Genomic DNA, 17,878 nt, shown 5'->3' with positions numbered 1-17,878 from the left:
CTTTATAACCCTAGCGATACGGTTATGCGTTTTTGTCAGGTATAATACGGATACAGTTTTTACTGGTGTAGTGACTAGTAGAAAAGCTTGTATAAGGGAAAATAAACGCTGTGCTGTACTTTCTTCAATATTGCTTCGATCCTGCTGCCTCATGTTTGTATTGTGATGGCGAACAAGTGTCGCTTAGACCAAAAGTGGCTCAGCTACTGGCATACTTTTTAGCCCATCCAAATCAAATTGTTACACGTGAAACATTGCTCAGTACGTTGTGGCAACACGGTGAGTTTAGAGAAGCCGCACTAACACAGAGTATCACTGAGCTAAGACAAGCCCTAAAAGACAATGCCCAGCAGCCCACCTTTATTAAAACCATACCACAGCAGGGTTATCAGTGGATTTGTCCTGTTGAGAGCCGCACGCTTACCACATTCAAACTCACAACAACAATGAAAGCGATGCTGGTTGTTGGTGCAATCGCGTTAGGGGGAGCGGCAGTAAGCTTTTATCTAATGTCAGGCTCTTCATCGGTTGCTACCCAAGTACAAGTTGAACGAGAAACCTTAATTATTGCCCCTATGGTGAATGAAACGGGTGTGCAAGCCAATGCTTGGTGGGGCTATGCGCTTGAAGCAGCATTAAGAGAGTATTTACAGAGCAGTTATCAGTTAGTACCGCGAAGTCAGTATCCCGAGCTTTTAAATAATAACGCGGTGAACAAACTTACGCTTTCGTTAAAGCCTATCCAACAGCGCTTTATACTCAGCGTAGCTTATGGGGATAAACACACAGAGTTGATTGTTGAACAGCTAGATGAAAGCTTTGAAGCAATAGCGACACAGATCGTTACTCAGTTAGCGCTAGGAGATAACGATAAAACCAATGAAAAGTCCGCATTAAATTTAGCAATGAATGATTATTACCGCGGCGTCCAAGCGCTCAATGAGCAAGGTCCTGAACTGGCAAAGGCATATTTTGAGGCGGCTGTGGCACAAATGCCAGAACATCTTGAAAGCCAGCTGGAGCTGGCGCAAATTTGTTGGCAGCTTGGTGATATTGATGCTGCTACCCATCGATTCGAACAGATTTCACTAAGTTCAGCCTCAATCGCGACTCGTGCTCGTTACCACCTTTATTATGGGGAGTTTTTTAAAGCACAGGGCTTACATCAACGAGCATTGCAGCAAGCCCAATTAGCCCTTGAGGCGGCAGAGCAAAGTCAGCAAGTAGAGTTAATTGCAATGGCCTATCAGCTCCAAGCAGATGCTTTTTGGGTGTTACAACGCTGGGATGAGTATCAACACGCGATGAACTCAGCACATGTTTTGATAGGCAGTCGCTCTTTTGCCTACAGCGAAGCGCAGCGGAGTTTCTATCTCGCCAACCCACCAGCAGCCGGTCCTGCAGAAAAAACCTTACTGAATCTAGAGAAGAGTAAACCTGTGCTCGCGCAAGCCATTGGCTATTATGAGCAAACAGGGCAGACTATGAATCTGATAAAAGCTTTGTTTGCTTATGGACAAAATTACTTAGTGCCAGTCGTTGAAAGTGAACCTAGTTTACTAAAAGCCCTCGATTTGGCTCAAAAACATGGTTATCGCTACTTAGAAAAGCAAATACTCACTTATTTGGGGTTTTACTATATTCAGCTGCATCAGGGGGAAAAAGCACTAGACTATTTAAATCGCGTCAAGGTTGAACCGCGCTTTATTCCAAGCCATGAGCAACAACAATTACTGATTGGCATGGCGCATATGGATATTGCGCTGCAAACGGGTGATACGAATGCTCTGCAAAGTGCAATTTCGCAATATCAAATGCTGTTAAACAGCGACTATATTTCTTCGGTGACGCGTGCCAATGTTAAATTGTTACTTGGTTGGACCTGGATCAAAGCGGGTAAGCTCGCATTGGCAAAGCAGTTGACGACTGAGGCAATGCAGGACTATCAAACGTTGCAGCTACAAGAAGTTGAGACCTATGCGCTTTATACGCAAATGTATATCCACTTGCTAAACAATGAGCCCCAACAAGCGCTTGAGATCATTACTGCACATCAACATACCAATTCACATCTTTTGTTGCTCTACGGTGTTGTTGCGGCTGATATGTTAAAAGAAGAAGCGCTACAAAAGCGCTTTTCAGATAAATTGGCTGGGCTTGAAAATAGTCAGTTGTTGCAGCAACAGTTACAGCAATTACATCGACAAAGCCACATAGATAAGCGCTTTATTGCTGAACTTATCGATGCCCCTTATAGCGTCTATTGTCAGAGTAAATGGACGATAAACTAGCGTCTATTCTAAGTTGGGAGGCTGATTACCGCGATAAATAACGTCACCTTGTTTGTCTTGCACCACCCAGTAAGGCAGCTCTCTAATATCAAAGTGGCTAAATACTTCGTTGTGGTGATCGAACACAATATCGTGTTTTATCTGAAAGCGCCGTTGGTAGTCTCGAGCACTTTGTTCGTCCACATAAAAGGGTTTGATCAGGGTAACAACCGGATACCTACTCGAGTCAACAAGCTGGTTGTTTTGCTTAATTCTTGTTTCACAAGCTGGAATATGTTGAAACGGGCACAAGCTATCGCTGAAGAATAATACTCTGTATTCACTATCTATAGGCACTATTGAAAATGGTGTACCGGTGAGTGTGTGTAACGGGATCCGGATTGCTTTCTCTTGGCTTGGTGTAGTGGTAGTCGTTAACAACTCACGCTGGATAACTTTGCCGTCTTTAACGATAACTCGAACAGGTGTTTGCCTCACAACAAACCGTTGCATTAACTGGTTGTGCTTATCAATGGTTAACTCAGTATAGCTTGGATAGGCCGTTTTAAACTGCGCTAAGCTTGCCTCATCAATATTTATATCGGGCTGTAGCAATCTCCTTGGTGCTAGTGGTGTTGGCAGAGTGGTAGGCTGTACATACTCATCCCAAATATTAATAAACACATACTCTTGTGTGTTGGCGTGAGTAGACAAGCTGAGAAATACTGCGATGTGTAGAAGTATGAGTTTGATTAGTGACATTAGTTTGCTCCTTGAAGTGCGCTCAGGTGCTCCTGTAGCTCATCCGTAAATAATGCGCTGCGGTAGATTTCTTTGCCGTGTTCATCAATAAGAATATGTTGTGGCGTACCTAGCACTTGAAATTGCTGGGTTATCTTGCCATTACCATCAAATACCGTGGGAAACTGGTAATTATGTTTATCAAGATAAGCTTGCACGCCTTTTTCTGACTGGTTGAAGCCTATATTGACGGCGATAACCTGATATCGGTTATTGGCTTGTTGAAAGCTTTGCTCAAGCAGCGGCATTTCTTCCACGCAGTAGGAGCACCACGTTGCCCAAAACTTTAAGTAAGTGACTTTACCTTGGCTGGTTACTGTATTGTTTGCCAAGGTATTAGCGGTAAGTGCGGGATAGTCCTGTGCAGCAGATGCCGTGCTGAATAAGATAAAGAGTGAATAAAAAATGATTTTTTTCATGGTGGTTCCTTTGCGTTTTATAGCCAACTTTTGCCAGCTTGAATAAGAAAATATTGCGCCATTGCAACTAAAATAAGGGCGGTTGCGGTAGTGATATGATTAAGCCAAGCCCCGGATTTTGGTAACTGATGTAAAAAGCGTGTGCTAAGCCCTGCTATCAGCAATAGGGTGCTCATACCGAGCGCAAAACTAAACAACAGGGCGCCTCCTAAGACTGGTTGCTGGGTATTGGCAACAAAAAGTAATAAGCCGCCAAGAACTGGAGATGTACAAGGAGCCGCAACAAGGGCACTGGCCATGCCCATTAGCAGTGGCGCTGACGAGCCTGTTGAAATCGCATTTGGCAAGCGTGGTAGGGAGATTAAACCTTTTGATACCGCAGCAAAGTAGAGTAATAGATTGGCAAAAATTAGCAGCACCCAAGGATTTGTTGCTACTTGACCAAAGAAGCTACCCGTTAGCGCAGCAATAAATCCAAGGGCGGCGTACACCATAGCAAAACCTAGCGCATACAAAATTGGGGCAAGACGAATATGGCGCTGTTGGCTCAAGGTCGCAACGGTTATGGGCAGTATGGGGTATACACAAGGCGTAAAGCTGGTAAGTACACCCACTAAGAGTGCAATAGGCACCAACCACCAGCTAGCTTCTGCACTGGAGAGTGCTTGTAGTAAAGTAGATTCAAACATCGTCTTCTCTTTGCATTTTTTCACTGCAAAAGAGCATGACGGAGAATTTAGATTTGACCTATCAAATCGTCATAAAATCGCTATCAAATTTTATCAAGTTATTGTTTTAAAGGCATAAAAAACGGCTCAAAGGAGAGCCGTTTTTATTATATTGGGTATACGTTAACCGCGTACTTTCATGCCTTTTTTCTCCATGCCGCGGTAGATGATAAGCATCTGAGCGATAGAGATAAGGTTTGAAACCAGCCAGTAAAGTACCAGGCCTGATGGGAACCAAATAAAGAAGATTGAGAACACGACAGGCATGTAAGTCATCATCTTTTGTTGCATTGGATCTGTCACTGTCATTGGCTGTAGCTTTTGCGTTAGGAACATACTTGCACCAAATAGCACCGGTAGTACGTAGTACGGGTCCATAGATGATAGATCCGTTAGCCACAACATAAACTCAGCATGACGTAGTTCTGTCGATTCAAGGAATACATAGAACAGGGCTAGGAAGATTGGCATTTGTAGTAATAGTGGGAAACAGCCACCCATTGGGTTCACTTTTTCCTTACGGTACATTTCCATCATCGCTTGGCCGAACTTCTGACGGTCATCGCCATAGCGCTCTTTTAATGCCTGCATCTTAGGCTGAAGCATACGCATTTTAGCCATTGAGGTGTATTGCGCTTTAGTTAGCGGGTATAGCGCCGTTTTCACAATTAAAGTGATAGCAATAATTGCCAGACCCCAGTTACCTAAAATCCCGTGAAGGAATTTTAGTAGCGTCAGTAGCGGTTGTGAAATAAACCATAACCAGCCGTAGTCTACGGTTAGATCTAAGTCTTCTTGAATTGCTTCAAGTGCATCGGTGTCTTTCGGGCCCATGTAATAAATAGCATGAAGTGTTGCTGCGCTATTAGCTTGAACGTTGATTGGCTCGCCTTTTAGACCAACTAAGCCGTTACCATTTCTAAGTGCGGTATAAATCGTATTGTTGGTTTGCTGGTCTGGCACCCACGCACTTACAAAATAGTGCTGTAGGAAAGCAACGTAGCCGCCTTGAGTATTTTTATTAAGGTTTGCTTCCGCCATGTCTGAGAAGCTGTATTTCTCATACGGCTCGTCAGCTGTACCGTAGGCTGCACCTAAGTATGTTTGATCAACCATGCTGCCTTTTTCTTGGCGAGTACGTTTGATTTGCGTATACAGTTGCACTTGGATCGGATCAGACGTGGTATTGCTTACTTGATACTCTAAGTCAACATCATATTTGCCTGCTTTGAATACATAGGTTTTTGTGTACTGCACGCCTTTCTCATCGGTAAAGGTCAGTGGTACACGTAATGTATCGCCATTCAGCTCATATTGCTGCTGTGCAGACTCATATACAGGGCGGCCAGATTTATTCGCATCAGGACCATTTAGGCCGATTAAACCACTTTGCGAGATATATTGATTGCCTTCAAATTCACCAAGTAACATGAAAGGCTTATCGCTGCCATGGGTTTCTGCGTGTTGTAGTAAGTTGGCTTCAACGATGTCACCGCCCTTAGTATCAATTTTTACCGCAAGTACGTCGGTAGTAATACTAATGACAGAACGTGTTGCCTGAGTTGCTACAACTGGGACATCTGATTGGCTTGATGCTGGTACATCAGCTTGCTCTTCTGTTGGGGTTGAGTTCGCCACTTGTTGAGTGACGGCACTGGTATCAGCTTGTGGTTGGTTTTGTTCTTGTGTCCACTCTTGGAACAATAAAAACGAAACCAGCAACAAACCGATAAATAAAAACGTGCGTTGCGATTCCATAACAGCTCTTATTTCTCGTGTTGTTTAACTTTAGTTGACTTCACAGGTACAGGATCATCTCCACCTGCACTCAAAGGGTGACATTTTAATATGCGTTTAACCGCTAACCAACTCCCTTTTGCAATTCCATATAAATTAATTGCTTGAATTGCATAACTAGAACAGGTCGGGTTGAAACGACAATGAGGCCCAAGTAGGGGGCTAATCCATTGTTGATAACCGCGGATCAGCAAAATAAGCAGGTGCTTGGGAAGCGAACAAACTGCTTTGAACTGATTTCTGATCTTGCTACGCCCTGAAGTTGAATTCATGGCTTTGTAGATACCAATTTCCTCAATGTTCTGAGTAAACCTAGGTCAGGAATAACAGAATATTTTTCCATTGATATAGCTGATTAAAAGGTGAGCTAACCTTACCTTAATTGGCGTAAAATTACTATGCTAGCTGGATTTAAATACGCCAGAAAAGGGCAGGCAAAATGAGATTATTGCTTTTTCGCGTTAGGCTGAGGCTTTTTTGAACGCTTTTGCTGGGTTCTTGGTTTAAACGGTGGTTTAGGTGCACCCGGTTTGCAACGTTCATTTATTTTACGCCACATCTTAGTCAGTTGCTTTGTCAGCTCTTCGTTGGACTGTTCATCAACACCGGTTTTGACCATTAAGACAATATCGATGTTATCTAGCTTATGGCGGTTCAAACGAAAACTTTCTCTTGCAAGGCGTTTGATACGGTTACGTTGACATGCTTTTTTGCAGCGTTTTTTAGCTACAGTTAAGCCGAGTCGTGGATGACCAACATCATTGGGTTTTGCAAGTAGGGTAAAATAAGGAGTAGCAGCGCGAGCTGGCTCTTGAAATATGCGGGAGTAATGCGAGGGAGTTAACAAACGTAACTCCCTGCTAAAGCTAAAGTCTTCCACTAAATATTAAGCAGAAAGTACTTTACGGCCTTTAGCACGACGACGTGCTAATACTTTACGACCGTTCTTAGTCGCCATGCGAGCACGGAAACCGTGAGTGCGCTTGCGTTTAAGTACGCTAGGTTGAAAAGTTCTTTTCATAACAATTCCATCCGATCGGTTAAAAGTTAAAACATCCTATGCAGGTCGCGATCCTGGCACAGGTGCCATTGCGAGCGCGAGATATTAATGCTGAGCACGTCGAAAGTCAATCAAAATCTGTTCTCTGTGGCTAAATAATCCACAGATACTATTTTGACTTCCTTATATATAGACAAGGAACTGCAAAACTATCGAGCAAACATAGATGATCCATATAAAGTAGGATCAGTACGAAATCGATCTGCATAGATCAGATCCGATGGCCGGCATTATAACATTTAGTAAGAATAGGAAAAGCTCTGGAAAACTAAATTTGATCTTAATTTTGGGGTGAGATCGGGGGATTTTTTTGCTATGATCTTACTTGTGGGTAAAAAATAAAAACCTTTTAATATCATGGGCTTGTTTTTTTAACCGGGTGAGATCTTACTTTTTCTAAATGTCAATATTGAACTTGTGGATAAGATCACTTCATAATACCCCGCTTCCACCAGTGATTTTGTAATAATAAATAAGTATTTCCGGCGATCTTCGGTTAGATCTCACAATAAGTAGATCTGAAACCGCTGTTTTATATTCCCGGGAATCAAAACCTATTGGAGTTCAGAGTGTATCTGTCGGTTTGGCAAAGTTGTTTATATGTTTTGCAAGATGAATTGCCATCTCAGCAATTTAGTATGTGGGTAAGACCACTGCAGGCAGAAAGTACTGATGATACGCTAACTATCTATGCGCCTAATCGTTTTGTATTGGATTGGGTCCGAGAAAAGTATCTCCATCGTATTAATGAGCTGCTCATCGAAATTTGCGGTGACGAAGCCCCAGAGTTGCGTTTTGATGTGGGGAGTAAACCCGTATTGGCTGCGCAACCTAATCTTTCTCAAGAAAAAGCCGCTGCGGTTGGTCAGGCTCCGGATCATGCATCTGCAATACAAGGAGCACAGCCCAGAGTAGCCGAGAAAGTCGAACCGGCACCTAAGTCAGCTCATAAATCTAACATTAAAGAAAACTATACCTTTGATAATTTTGTTGAAGGTAAATCTAACCAGCTTGCCAAAGCGGCAGCAACTCAAGTTGCTGACAACCCAGGTTCTGCGTTTAACCCAGTATTTATTTATGGCGGTACTGGCTTAGGTAAAACACACTTACTGCACGCAGTTGGGAACGGCATTATTGAACAAAAGCCAGATGCAAAAATTGTGTACATGCATTCTGAGCGGTTTGTTCAAGATATGGTTAAGGCATTACAGAATAACGCGATTGAAGAATTTAAACGTTACTATCGTAGTGTTGACGCACTGATGATTGATGATATTCAGTTCTTCGCAAATAAAGAACGTTCGCAAGAAGAGTTCTTTCATACCTTTAATGCGCTGCTAGAAGGTAACCAGCAAATTATCTTAACTTCTGACCGCTACCCAAAAGAAATTGAAGGGGTAGAAGATCGACTGAAGTCGCGCTTTGGTTGGGGGTTAACTATAGCGATTGAGCCACCAGAGCTAGAAACCCGAGTAGCTATTTTAATGAAGAAGGCACAGCAGAGTAATATCAATTTACCTCATGAAGTTGCATTCTTTATTGCCAAGAAACTTCGCTCAAACGTGCGTGAGTTGGAAGGTGCATTAAACCGGGTAATTGCAAATGCAAACTTCACTGGAAGGCCTATTTCAATTGATTTCGTTAAAGAGGCACTGCGAGACTTATTGGCGCTTCAAGATAAGCTTGTGACTATCGATAATATTCAGCGTACTGTCGCGGAATATTATCGCATTCGTGTCTCTGACTTATTATCTAAACGTCGTAGTCGCTCGGTTGCACGGCCCAGACAAGTTGCCATGGCACTGTCTAAAGAGCTGACGAATCATAGCTTACCTGAAATTGGCGATGCCTTTGGTGGGCGCGATCACACCACCGTGTTACACGCGTGTAGAAAAGTAAAAGAGCTTCGTGATGAGAGTCACGAAGTAAAAGAAGATTATCAAAACTTAATTAGAACGCTGTCTTCTTAAGGGTTAAATGATGCAAATTACCATTCCAAGAGAACTATTTTTAAAACCCCTGGTACAGGTGTCTGGCGCGATTGAGCGCAAGCATACGCTACCTATTCTGTCTAATGTGCTACTCGAAGTGAAAGAGGGTGCGTTATATATGACAGGTACCGATTTAGAGATAGAGCTGGTTGCATCTGTTACCCTAGATAATAGTGTTCCAGACGCCAAAATCACGCTGCCGGCTAAAAAGCTGCTTGATATTTGTAAGAGCCTACCTGATAACTCTGATCTGGTACTCAGTACACAAGAACACCAACTGCTTTTAACTAGTGGCCAAAGCCGCTTCTCGTTAACGACATTGGCTGCTGAAGACTTTCCTAACCTCGAAGAGTGGGATGGTGAGGTAGAGTTTGTCATTACACGTTTAGAGTTAAGAAAGCTTCTCGAAGCGACCCATTTCTCTATGGCAAACCAAGATGTACGTTACTATTTAAACGGCATGTCATTTGAGGTGGACAATAGTGAGATTAAAACGGTTGCAACAGACGGCCACCGTTTAGCCATCGCGCAACAAACGTTACCTGAGTCTCTGCAAACACAACGTCAATTGATCATTCCGCGTAAAGGGGTTCAAGAAATCATGCGCTTGCTCCCTGCGGATGACGAAACAATTACCATTCAATTTGGTGCTAACCACGTGCGCATCATAGATAGCGAATTCACCTTTACCAGTAAGCTGGTGGATGGTCGATTCCCAGATTACCGTAGAGTATTACCTCGTGGGGGTGACAAGTTGGTCACTGCGAATCGAGAGTGGTTGCGCAGCGCATTCCAACGCGTATCTATCTTGTCTAACGAGAAGTTCCGTGGCGTGAGATTAAACTTGAGCAGTGGCCAGTTAAAGATCAGTGCTAACAATCCAGAGCAAGAACAGGCAGAAGAGGTAGTTGAAGTCGGTTATCAAGGCGATGATCTTGAGGTAGGATTTAATGTCTCGTATTTGTTGGATGTGTTAAATACAATTAAGTCGGAAGATGTACAGTTTACACTTTCTGATTCGAATAGTAGCGCACTGATAGAAGCTGTTGGCGATGAAAATGCAATGTATGTAGTCATGCCAATGCGCCTATAGATTTATGAGTTTGACCCATCTTAGCCTCAATACCTTTCGTAATATTGAGGCAATGGCACTTTCACCCAGTCATGCAGTTAATGTTATTCTGGGTGAAAATGGCAGCGGTAAAACCAGCCTGCTTGAAGCCATCTACTTTCTCTCCAGCGGTAAATCTTTTCGAACTAACCTTCAGAAATTGATGATCAAGCATGAAGCATCTCATTGTGTTGTTCATGCTAAAAAACAATTACATAACTTGTCTATACCGCTAGGTATCAGCAAATATACAAGTGGTGAAACTAAGCTCAAGATTCAGGGGCAGGCCAGCAGAAAAGTTGCAGAATTGGCACAGGTTTTACCTGTTCAAGTTATTACCCCAGAAAGCTATGAGCTATTTTTTGGTGGACCAAAAGAGCGAAGGAAGTTTTTAGATTTGGGTGTGTTCCACGTGGAACATCAGTTCTATGCTTCTTGGAAAATGTTTAATCAAGTGCTCAAGCAGCGTAATGCATTGCTTAAGGCAAAACCTCGGGACTACCAGTCTCAGCTCAGCTATTGGGACAAGGAGTTTGTTAGGCTGGCAGAGCAAATAAATATGCTTAGAGAGGCGTATATAGGTAGGTTTCAGGCGCATTTTTTTGATAAGATAGGGGATATAAGCCCCATATTTAAAGGCCTTGAAATTCGCTTTCAAGCGGGCTGGAAGGGGGAACTAGCTGATGTACTAGTAAATCAGCTGGAGCGTGACTTAAAACTTGGATATACAAGTAAAGGGCCTCATAAGGCAGACTTTAATTTCTATACCCAAGGTCACAGCGTAGAACATATTTTTTCTCGCGGTCAGTTAAAGCTCTTACTGTATGCACTCAAAGTAATGCAGAATAGTTTGATTGACCAGGAGAGTAATAAGCAGTCAATCTTGCTTATTGATGATTTACCTTCGGAGTTGAGTGATGATACGAAGGTGGCGGTATCTCGCTTATTAGCGCAGTGCCAGTCACAATTGTTTATTACCGCGATAACTCCAGAAAGTATTGCCGCCGTTATTGAACCAATGGAACGTGAAATCAAAATGTTCCACGTGGAACATGGCAGCTTAATAACAAAATAATTGGAAGAAACCCATGTCGGAAAATTACGATTCGTCGAGTATTAAAGTACTTAAAGGATTGGATGCTGTAAGAAAGCGTCCGGGAATGTATATCGGTGACACAGACGATGGTACTGGTTTGCATCACATGGTGTTTGAGGTCGTTGATAACTCAATCGACGAAGCACTAGCAGGATATTGTGACGATATTTTCGTAACAATTCACACTGATGGCTCTGTATCTGTTCGAGATAATGGTCGTGGTATCCCAACTTCAATTCATGAAGAAGAAGGAGTCTCTGCCGCGGAAGTTATCATGACGGTACTTCATGCCGGTGGTAAATTTGATGATAACTCATATAAAGTATCTGGCGGTTTACACGGCGTAGGTGTTTCTGTTGTAAATGCACTTTCTGAAAAACTACAACTAACAATTCGCCGTGATGGCAAAGTGCACCAGCAGAAATACACTATGGGTGTTCCTGACGCACCATTAGGTGTAATTGGTGAAGCTGAAACTACGGGCACTGAACTGAGATTTTGGCCAAGCGCAGAAACGTTCTCAGATACTAACTTCCACTACGATATTCTGGCAAAACGCTTACGCGAATTATCTTTCTTGAACTCTGGTGTTAGCATCATCTTAAGTGATGAGCGCGAAGAAAATAAGCAAGATCACTTCAAATATGAAGGAGGTATTCAGGCTTTTGTTGAATACCTAAACCGCAAGAAGACGCCTGTTCATCAAAGTGTTTTCCATTTTTCAACGGAACGTGAAGACGGTATTAGTGTTGAAGTATCAATGCAGTGGAATGATGGTTTCCAAGAAAACATCTACTGCTTTACAAACAATATCCCGCAACGAGATGGTGGTACTCACTTAGCTGGTTTCCGTGCGGCATTAACGCGTACGCTAAATACCTACATGGAAAAAGAAGGCTTTAATAAAAAGCATAAAACCAGTGCAACAGGTGATGATGCCCGTGAAGGTTTAACCGCCGTTGTAAGCGTAAAAGTACCAGATCCAAAATTCTCTTCACAAACTAAAGACAAGCTTGTTTCTAGTGAAGTGAAAGGGGCTGTTGAGCAGATGATGGCTGAAAAGCTAACTGAATTCTTGCTTGAAAACCCAGGTGACGCTAAAACCGTTGTAAACAAAATCGTTGATGCTGCACGTGCTCGTGAAGCTGCACGTAAAGCCCGTGAAATGACTCGTCGTAAAGGTGTGATGGATTTAGCTGGTCTACCGGGTAAATTAGCCGACTGCCAAGAACGAGACCCAGCACTTTCTGAACTATACATAGTGGAGGGTGACTCGGCGGGTGGTTCTGCTAAGCAAGGTCGTAACCGTAAGAACCAAGCTATCCTGCCGCTTAAAGGTAAAATCCTTAACGTAGAAAAAGCTCGCTTTGATAAGATGCTTTCTTCTCAGGAAGTAGCAACACTGATTACTGCATTAGGTTGTGGTATTGGTCGTGATGAATATAATCCTGAGAAACTAAGATATCATCGTATCATCATCATGACCGATGCGGACGTGGATGGTTCTCACATTCGTACACTGCTACTGACTTTCTTCTATCGTCAAATGCCTGAAATCATTGAACGTGGTTATGTGTACATAGCTCAACCACCACTATATAAAGTGAAAAAAGGCAAGCAAGAACGATACATTAAAGATGATAATGCACTAACAGCGTACTTGACGACATTAGCACTTAACGATGCTGCACTGTATCCAGCGGAAGGTGCTGAGCCAATTTCTGGTAACAAGCTAGAAAACTTAGTACATGATTATCAGAATACGATTGATATTATTGAGCGCCTTAAGCGTAAGTATCCATCATCTATTATGAATCGCCTTCTTTACCACCCTGAGCTAACAGAGTCAGACTTGTCTGATGAAGCAAAAGTAACGGCGTGGACTGAAAACTTGGTTGCTGACCTTGTGAAGAAAGATGAGGATGCAACTATCTTCAATGCAGAAGTTGCATTTGATGAAGAGCGTCACATGTATTACCCAGTGATAAACATCCGTCAGCATGGTGTTGATAAAGCGCATACCTTGAACTTTGACTTTATCACATCTAAAGACTACGTACGCATTGCGAACACAGGCCGCCAAATTGGTAACTTAGTGACAGAGGGCGGATACGTACAGCGTGGTGAAAAGACCCAAGCCATTGACTACTTTGAAGCTGGTCTAGAATGGTTAATCTCGGAGTCGAAGCGCGGCTTGTATACACAACGCTATAAAGGACTAGGTGAGATGAACCCAGATCAACTTTGGGAAACTACGATGGATCCTGGCGCTCGCCGTATGTTACGTGTAACTATCGAAGATGCTATTGCGGCTGACCAGTTATTCGCAACTCTCATGGGCGATCAAGTAGAGCCTCGTAGAGAGTTTATCGAAACAAATGCATTGCGCGTTGTTAACTTAGACGTGTAAATACAAGCTTCTAATAAAAAGGAGGGATTTTCCCTCCTTTTTTTATGCTTTAAAGCTTAAAACCCTAAAGCGCTCGCGGTATACTGAGCATAATTTTCAATCATTGAATCTAGCGTGAGCACGGAAATATCAGGGCTCACACACGATAAGTACCAGATAAAAATAAGCCAACTATGCAAAAATACGATATCAAAACCTTCCAAGGTTTGATCCTGGCTTTACAGGATTACTGGGCGCAGCAAGGCTGTGTTGTAGCTCAACCTTTAGATATGGAAGTTGGTGCGGGTACATTCCACCCGATGACCTTCCTTAAGTCCATTGGTCCTGAACCAATGTCGAGCGCGTATGTACAACCATGTCGCCGTCCGACAGATGGTCGCTATGGTGAAAACCCAAACCGTCTTCAGCATTACTACCAATTCCAAGTTGTATTGAAGCCGTCACCTGAAAACATTCAGGAACTATACCTCGGTTCACTAGAAGCGCTAGGTATTGATACGCTGACACATGAAGTCCGTTTTGTAGAAGACAACTGGGAATCACCAACTTTGGGCGCATGGGGACTTGGTTGGGAAGTATGGTTAAATGGCATGGAAGTGACTCAGTTCACTTATTTTCAGCAGGTTGGCGGCATTGAATGTTCACCTGTAACGGGTGAAATTACTTATGGTCTAGAGCGCCTTGCAATGTATATACAAGGTGTAGACAGCATTTATGACCTCGTTTGGACAGATGGTCCAATGGGACGCGTTACCTATGGTGATGTGTTCATGCAAAACGAAATCGAACAGTCGACATACAACTTTGAGCACGCGGACGTAGACGCGCTATTCAAGCAATTTGATCAGTGTGAAAAAGAAAGCGAAAAGCTTATCGAAGCAGGGCTGCCATTGCCAGCTTACGAGCAGGTAATGAAGGCATCTCATGCATTTAACCTATTAGATGCGCGTCACGCTATCTCAGTAACCGAGCGTCAGCGCTATATTTTAAGAGTACGTGCTTTATCAAAAGCCTGTGCACAGGCTTATTATGATGCACGTGAAGCACTTGGCTTCCCGCTTTGTAAGGATAAATAATGTCGACTGAAAACTTACTCGTAGAAATTGGTACTGAAGAGTTACCACCCAAGGCGTTACGTAACCTTGCTGAGTCATTTGCAGAAAACACGAAGCAAGAACTTGAAGCGTTAGAATTAAGCCATGAAGGCGTGAGCTGGTATGCCTCACCTCGTCGTTTAGGTATTCAAGTTAAAGCACTACAAACACAACAAGCCGACAAAGTAGTTGAAAAACGTGGTCCAGCTATTCAAGCAGCATTTGATGCTGATGGTAACGCCACAAAAGCGGCGCTAGGTTGGGCTCGTGGTTGTGGTATTGATATTGTTGATGCGGAACGTTTAGAAACAGACAAGGGCACTTGGTTACTACACAAAGCAAAAGTAGAAGGTCAACAGACCTTAGCGCTACTTAGCGATGTGATCAACAAAGCGCTGGCTAAGTTGCCGATTCCAAAGCCAATGCGCTGGGGCGCAAACAAGACGCAATTTATTCGTCCTGTGCACACTGTAGCGGCACTGCTTGGTAGTCAACAAGTCGAAGGTGAAGTGTTAGGCAAAGTCATTAGTAATGAACTTCAAGGGCATCGTTTCCATCACCCTGAGCGTGTTCGTGTAACACATGCAGATGACAGTCACCAAGTGTTAAAAGGTGCCTATGTCATTGCTGACTATGAAGCGCGTAAAGCGTTAATTCGTGGCCAAATTGAAGCTGAAGCTGAAAAGCTAGGCGCACAAGTGGCAATGGATGAAGACTTGCTTGAGGAAGTTACCTCGCTAGTTGAGTGGCCGGTCACTTTGGTTGCGTCGTTTGAGGAAGCCTTCTTGCAGGTGCCTGATGAAGCACTCATCTACACCATGAAAGACGACCAAAAGTATTTTCCACTATTAGACAAGCAAGGCAACTTGATCAACAAGTTCTTATTTGTTTCTAACATTGAAAGTAAAGATCCTAGCGTGGTTATCTCGGGTAACGAGAAGGTGGTTCGCCCACGTTTAGCGGATGCCCAGTTCTTCTTTGAAACAGATAAAAAGAAAACGTTGGAAAGCCGTCTTGAATCACTGGATTCAGTGTTATTTCAAAAGCAGCTTGGCACATTAAAAGACAAGTCAGAGCGTATTGCTGCGTTGGCAGGTTTTATTGCTGAACAACTTGGTGCCGATAAGACACTGGCAGAGCGTGCCGGCCTACTAAGTAAAACTGACCTGATGACTGAAATGGTCATGGAGTTTACCGATGTTCAAGGCGTAATGGGTATGCATTACGCACGTATCGATGGTGAAGCGGAAGAGGTTGCATTAGCGCAAAATGAGCAATATATGCCGCGTTTTGCAGGTGACAATCTACCGTCCAACCCAATCAGCTTTGCCGTTGCGCTTGCAGATAAGTTTGATACCTTGGTTGGTATTTTTGGGATCGGCCAGACACCTAAAGGTGATAAAGACCCGTTTGCACTTCGCCGTGCAGCCATTGGTGCATTACGCATTATGGTAGAAAAAGAACTACCACTAGATATTACGGATATTGTCGCTAAAGCAATGACCTTATTCGGTGATAAGCTAAGTAATGCAAATGTAGCGGATGAAGTGGTTGAGTTCATGTTAGGCCGTTTCCGAGCTTGGTATCAAGATGAAGGGATCAGTGTTGATGTGATCCAAGCAGTACTTGCAAGACGTCCAACGAGTCCGGTTGATTTTGATCGTCGCGTTAAAGCGGTAAGCCACTTTAGAACGCTAGCTGAAGCTGAGGCATTGGCTGCAGCGAATAAGCGAGTAAATAACATCTTGGCAAAAAATAATGTTGCCTCTGAAGTTGCTGTAGACAACGCGTTGTTGCAAGAAGAAGCTGAGCAGAAGCTTGCGACACAAGTTGCTGAACTTACTGCTGAGCTTGCACCTGTGTACGCAGGTGGTGATTATCAAACGGCACTAACTCGACTTGCAAGCCTACGTGAAACCGTAGATAACTTCTTTGATAATGTAATGGTAATGGCCGAAGACGAAGCGATAAAAGCAAACCGTCTGGCGCTATTGAGCCAGTTAAGCAAGTTATTCCTTAACACCGCCGATATTTCGGTGTTACAAAACTAATCGCGACCATAAAAAGCCAGCAAGCGCTGGCTTTTTGTTGATTAGTCATAAGCAAGTAAAAGGCAGTCAGCTATGATGAAAAAACAAGGGGCAATGGCGTTTTTGCTATTGGCACTCACTGCATGTAGCAGTAATTTTCAATTGCCAACAAGCTCAACTACGCCCGTCGTTGTCGGTGAGTTAGATAAGACACTTTATTTACGTGGTGACTTCACTTTATGGGATGCTGAGCCTCAGTACCGTATGGAAGAAACACAACCTGGTGTCTACGCTACCAAAGCCAGATTTATGAGTCCTGGTAAAGTTTACGAGTTTAAAATTGCTGATGAGCAGTGGAGCGAAGGCTATAACTGTGGCTATAAGAGTGAAGGGCAACTTTCGCTTGGACAACCATTGGCTGCAGATTGCAATACGGTATATAACTACTTTAGCTTTAAGCCAAGCAAAAAAGGATGGTATGAGATCCGTTTAGACTATCGAAATCCTAGAGCACCAAAAGTGGTTATTGTTAAATCTTAAAAAAGCGGCACAAGCCGCTTTTTTATTGTGCCGTTACAGACCTTTTCTAATCACATATCTATACGGTGATTCAGCCACTGCTTTAGCTACTAAGGTATGGTCCATAAACTCGCAAAAACTAGGAATATCTCTCGTCGTAGACGGGTCATCTGCTATTACTAACAAAGTCTCACCTAAGTTCATCCTTCTTACCATGCCTCTAATCATCATCACAGGTTCCGGACAACGTAAGCCTACAGCATCTAAGGTATGGTCGGTATTATCAAAACTCATTGTGGGTGGCCTTGTTAGTTACGAAAACTGTTATTTTAACCGCATGTTGTAAGTAACCTCAAGCTCGGATAACTCATGCCTTTTTAACCGTTAGCGCCAAAACTCCTAGTCAAGATGACGAGGGATGTAAAGTGACCTTTAACAAGAATGAATTCGCTCAGTTTATGGGAAAATGAGTGTGGCAGTTTCTTCCGAGTTCAGAATAGACAATAAAAAAGGCAAAACAGCTGAGCTGTTTTGCCTTGGTCACCAAGTTGA

16 protein-coding genes are annotated in these 17,878 nt (G+C 43.2%); 8 read left to right on the top strand and 8 right to left on the bottom strand.

The annotated features are described in order from the left end of the window. The first annotated feature begins 110 nt into the window (after positions 1-110). On the top strand, positions 111-2,291 hold the full coding sequence (locus CEX98_RS18405) for a winged helix-turn-helix transcriptional regulator (RefSeq protein ID WP_099643470.1): 2,181 nt from the start codon (positions 111-113) through the stop codon (positions 2,289-2,291). Between the two features lie 3 nt (positions 2,292-2,294). Here CEX98_RS18405 and CEX98_RS18400 read toward each other — a convergent pair whose 3' ends face one another. The 7 genes from CEX98_RS18400 to rpmH form a co-directional block, all read right to left on the bottom strand. Further along, on the bottom strand, positions 2,295-3,032 hold the full coding sequence (locus tag CEX98_RS18400; protein WP_099643469.1) for a TlpA family protein disulfide reductase: 738 nt from the start codon (positions 3,030-3,032) through the stop codon (positions 2,295-2,297). Continuing rightward, on the bottom strand, positions 3,032-3,490 hold the full coding sequence (locus CEX98_RS18395) for a TlpA family protein disulfide reductase (RefSeq protein ID WP_099643468.1): 459 nt from the start codon (positions 3,488-3,490) through the stop codon (positions 3,032-3,034). Before CEX98_RS18395 ends, CEX98_RS18400 begins: the two co-directional genes overlap by 1 nt. A 17-nt stretch (positions 3,491-3,507) precedes the next feature. Next, the gene (locus CEX98_RS18390; protein WP_099643467.1) at positions 3,508-4,179 is read right to left on the bottom strand and encodes a cytochrome c biogenesis protein CcdA; all 672 of its coding nucleotides are present in this window, start codon (positions 4,177-4,179) and stop codon (positions 3,508-3,510) included. Positions 4,180-4,341: 162 nt separating this feature from the next. After that, a complete protein-coding gene (gene yidC / locus CEX98_RS18385; RefSeq protein ID WP_099643466.1) occupies positions 4,342-5,976 on the bottom strand; it encodes a membrane protein insertase YidC in 1,635 nt (544 codons plus the stop codon). Positions 5,977-5,984: 8 nt separating this feature from the next. After that, a complete protein-coding gene (yidD, locus tag CEX98_RS18380; protein ID WP_242441754.1) occupies positions 5,985-6,287 on the bottom strand; it encodes a membrane protein insertion efficiency factor YidD in 303 nt (100 codons plus the stop codon). 173 nt (positions 6,288-6,460) lie between these two features. Continuing rightward, on the bottom strand, positions 6,461-6,895 hold the full coding sequence (rnpA, locus tag CEX98_RS18375) for a ribonuclease P protein component (RefSeq protein ID WP_099643465.1): 435 nt from the start codon (positions 6,893-6,895) through the stop codon (positions 6,461-6,463). 6 nt (positions 6,896-6,901) lie between these two features. Then, positions 6,902-7,036 (bottom strand): 50S ribosomal protein L34, encoded by a 135-nt coding sequence (gene rpmH, locus CEX98_RS18370; RefSeq protein WP_010376846.1) that lies wholly within the window; start codon positions 7,034-7,036, stop codon positions 6,902-6,904. 608 nt (positions 7,037-7,644) lie between these two features. Between rpmH and dnaA the strand changes: the two genes are divergently transcribed. The 7 genes from dnaA (at position 7,645) to CEX98_RS18335 (ending at position 17,347) form a co-directional block, all read left to right on the top strand. Further along, a complete protein-coding gene (dnaA, locus tag CEX98_RS18365; RefSeq protein ID WP_099643464.1) occupies positions 7,645-9,045 on the top strand; it encodes a chromosomal replication initiator protein DnaA in 1,401 nt (466 codons plus the stop codon). Between the two features lie 10 nt (positions 9,046-9,055). Next, a complete protein-coding gene (gene dnaN, locus CEX98_RS18360; RefSeq protein ID WP_099643463.1) occupies positions 9,056-10,159 on the top strand; it encodes a DNA polymerase III subunit beta in 1,104 nt (367 codons plus the stop codon). A gap of 4 nt (positions 10,160-10,163) precedes the next feature. Then, on the top strand, positions 10,164-11,252 hold the full coding sequence (recF, locus tag CEX98_RS18355; protein ID WP_099643462.1) for a DNA replication/repair protein RecF: 1,089 nt from the start codon (positions 10,164-10,166) through the stop codon (positions 11,250-11,252). A gap of 13 nt (positions 11,253-11,265) precedes the next feature. Next, positions 11,266-13,683, top strand: a complete 2,418-nt coding sequence (gene gyrB, locus CEX98_RS18350; RefSeq protein WP_099643461.1) for a DNA topoisomerase (ATP-hydrolyzing) subunit B — start codon at positions 11,266-11,268, stop codon at positions 13,681-13,683. Between the two features lie 173 nt (positions 13,684-13,856). Further along, positions 13,857-14,759, top strand: coding sequence for a glycine--tRNA ligase subunit alpha (glyQ, locus tag CEX98_RS18345; protein WP_099643460.1), 903 nt, complete (start codon positions 13,857-13,859; stop codon positions 14,757-14,759). After that, complete coding sequence (glyS, locus tag CEX98_RS18340) at positions 14,759-16,828, top strand: glycine--tRNA ligase subunit beta (RefSeq protein ID WP_099643459.1); 2,070 nt, start codon at positions 14,759-14,761, stop codon at positions 16,826-16,828. The genes glyQ and glyS overlap by 1 nt, the downstream gene beginning before the upstream one ends. A 72-nt stretch (positions 16,829-16,900) precedes the next feature. Continuing rightward, positions 16,901-17,347, top strand: a complete 447-nt coding sequence (locus CEX98_RS18335; protein ID WP_099643458.1) for a hypothetical protein — start codon at positions 16,901-16,903, stop codon at positions 17,345-17,347. Positions 17,348-17,380: 33 nt separating this feature from the next. Here the strand turns inward: CEX98_RS18335 and tusA are convergent, their stop codons facing one another. After that, positions 17,381-17,620: a sulfurtransferase TusA gene (tusA, locus tag CEX98_RS18330; protein ID WP_010604166.1), complete on the bottom strand. Its 240-nt coding sequence runs from the start codon at positions 17,618-17,620 to the stop codon at positions 17,381-17,383. Positions 17,621-17,878: the final 258 nt, after the last annotated feature.

This window comes from Pseudoalteromonas piscicida, from assembly GCF_002744175.1.
GTDB lineage: Bacteria > Pseudomonadota > Gammaproteobacteria > Enterobacterales > Alteromonadaceae > Pseudoalteromonas > Pseudoalteromonas piscicida_B.
The sequence above is the reverse complement of the archived record's forward strand: the minus strand, read 5'-3'. Positions and strand labels throughout refer to the sequence as shown.

Bases quoted from the DNA above. Each gene is read 5' to 3' on its own strand.
- dnaN (WP_099643463.1), top strand. From the start codon at position 9,056: ATGCAAATTACCATTCCAAGAGAACTATTTTTAAAACCCCTGGTACAG.
- glyQ (WP_099643460.1), top strand. From the start codon at position 13,857: ATGCAAAAATACGATATCAAAACCTTCCAAGGTTTGATCCTGGCTTTA.
- rpmH (WP_010376846.1), bottom strand. From the start codon at position 7,036: ATGAAAAGAACTTTTCAACCTAGCGTACTTAAACGCAAGCGCACTCAC.
- CEX98_RS18335 (WP_099643458.1), top strand. From the start codon at position 16,901: ATGATGAAAAAACAAGGGGCAATGGCGTTTTTGCTATTGGCACTCACT.
- CEX98_RS18390 (WP_099643467.1), bottom strand. From the start codon at position 4,179: ATGTTTGAATCTACTTTACTACAAGCACTCTCCAGTGCAGAAGCTAGC.
- CEX98_RS18395 (WP_099643468.1), bottom strand. From the start codon at position 3,490: ATGAAAAAAATCATTTTTTATTCACTCTTTATCTTATTCAGCACGGCA.
- gyrB (WP_099643461.1), top strand. From the start codon at position 11,266: ATGTCGGAAAATTACGATTCGTCGAGTATTAAAGTACTTAAAGGATTG.
- yidD (WP_242441754.1), bottom strand. From the start codon at position 6,287: ATGAATTCAACTTCAGGGCGTAGCAAGATCAGAAATCAGTTCAAAGCA.
- CEX98_RS18400 (WP_099643469.1), bottom strand. From the start codon at position 3,032: ATGTCACTAATCAAACTCATACTTCTACACATCGCAGTATTTCTCAGC.
- yidC (WP_099643466.1), bottom strand. From the start codon at position 5,976: ATGGAATCGCAACGCACGTTTTTATTTATCGGTTTGTTGCTGGTTTCG.
- glyS (WP_099643459.1), top strand. From the start codon at position 14,759: ATGTCGACTGAAAACTTACTCGTAGAAATTGGTACTGAAGAGTTACCA.
- tusA (WP_010604166.1), bottom strand. From the start codon at position 17,620: ATGAGTTTTGATAATACCGACCATACCTTAGATGCTGTAGGCTTACGT.
- recF (WP_099643462.1), top strand. From the start codon at position 10,164: ATGAGTTTGACCCATCTTAGCCTCAATACCTTTCGTAATATTGAGGCA.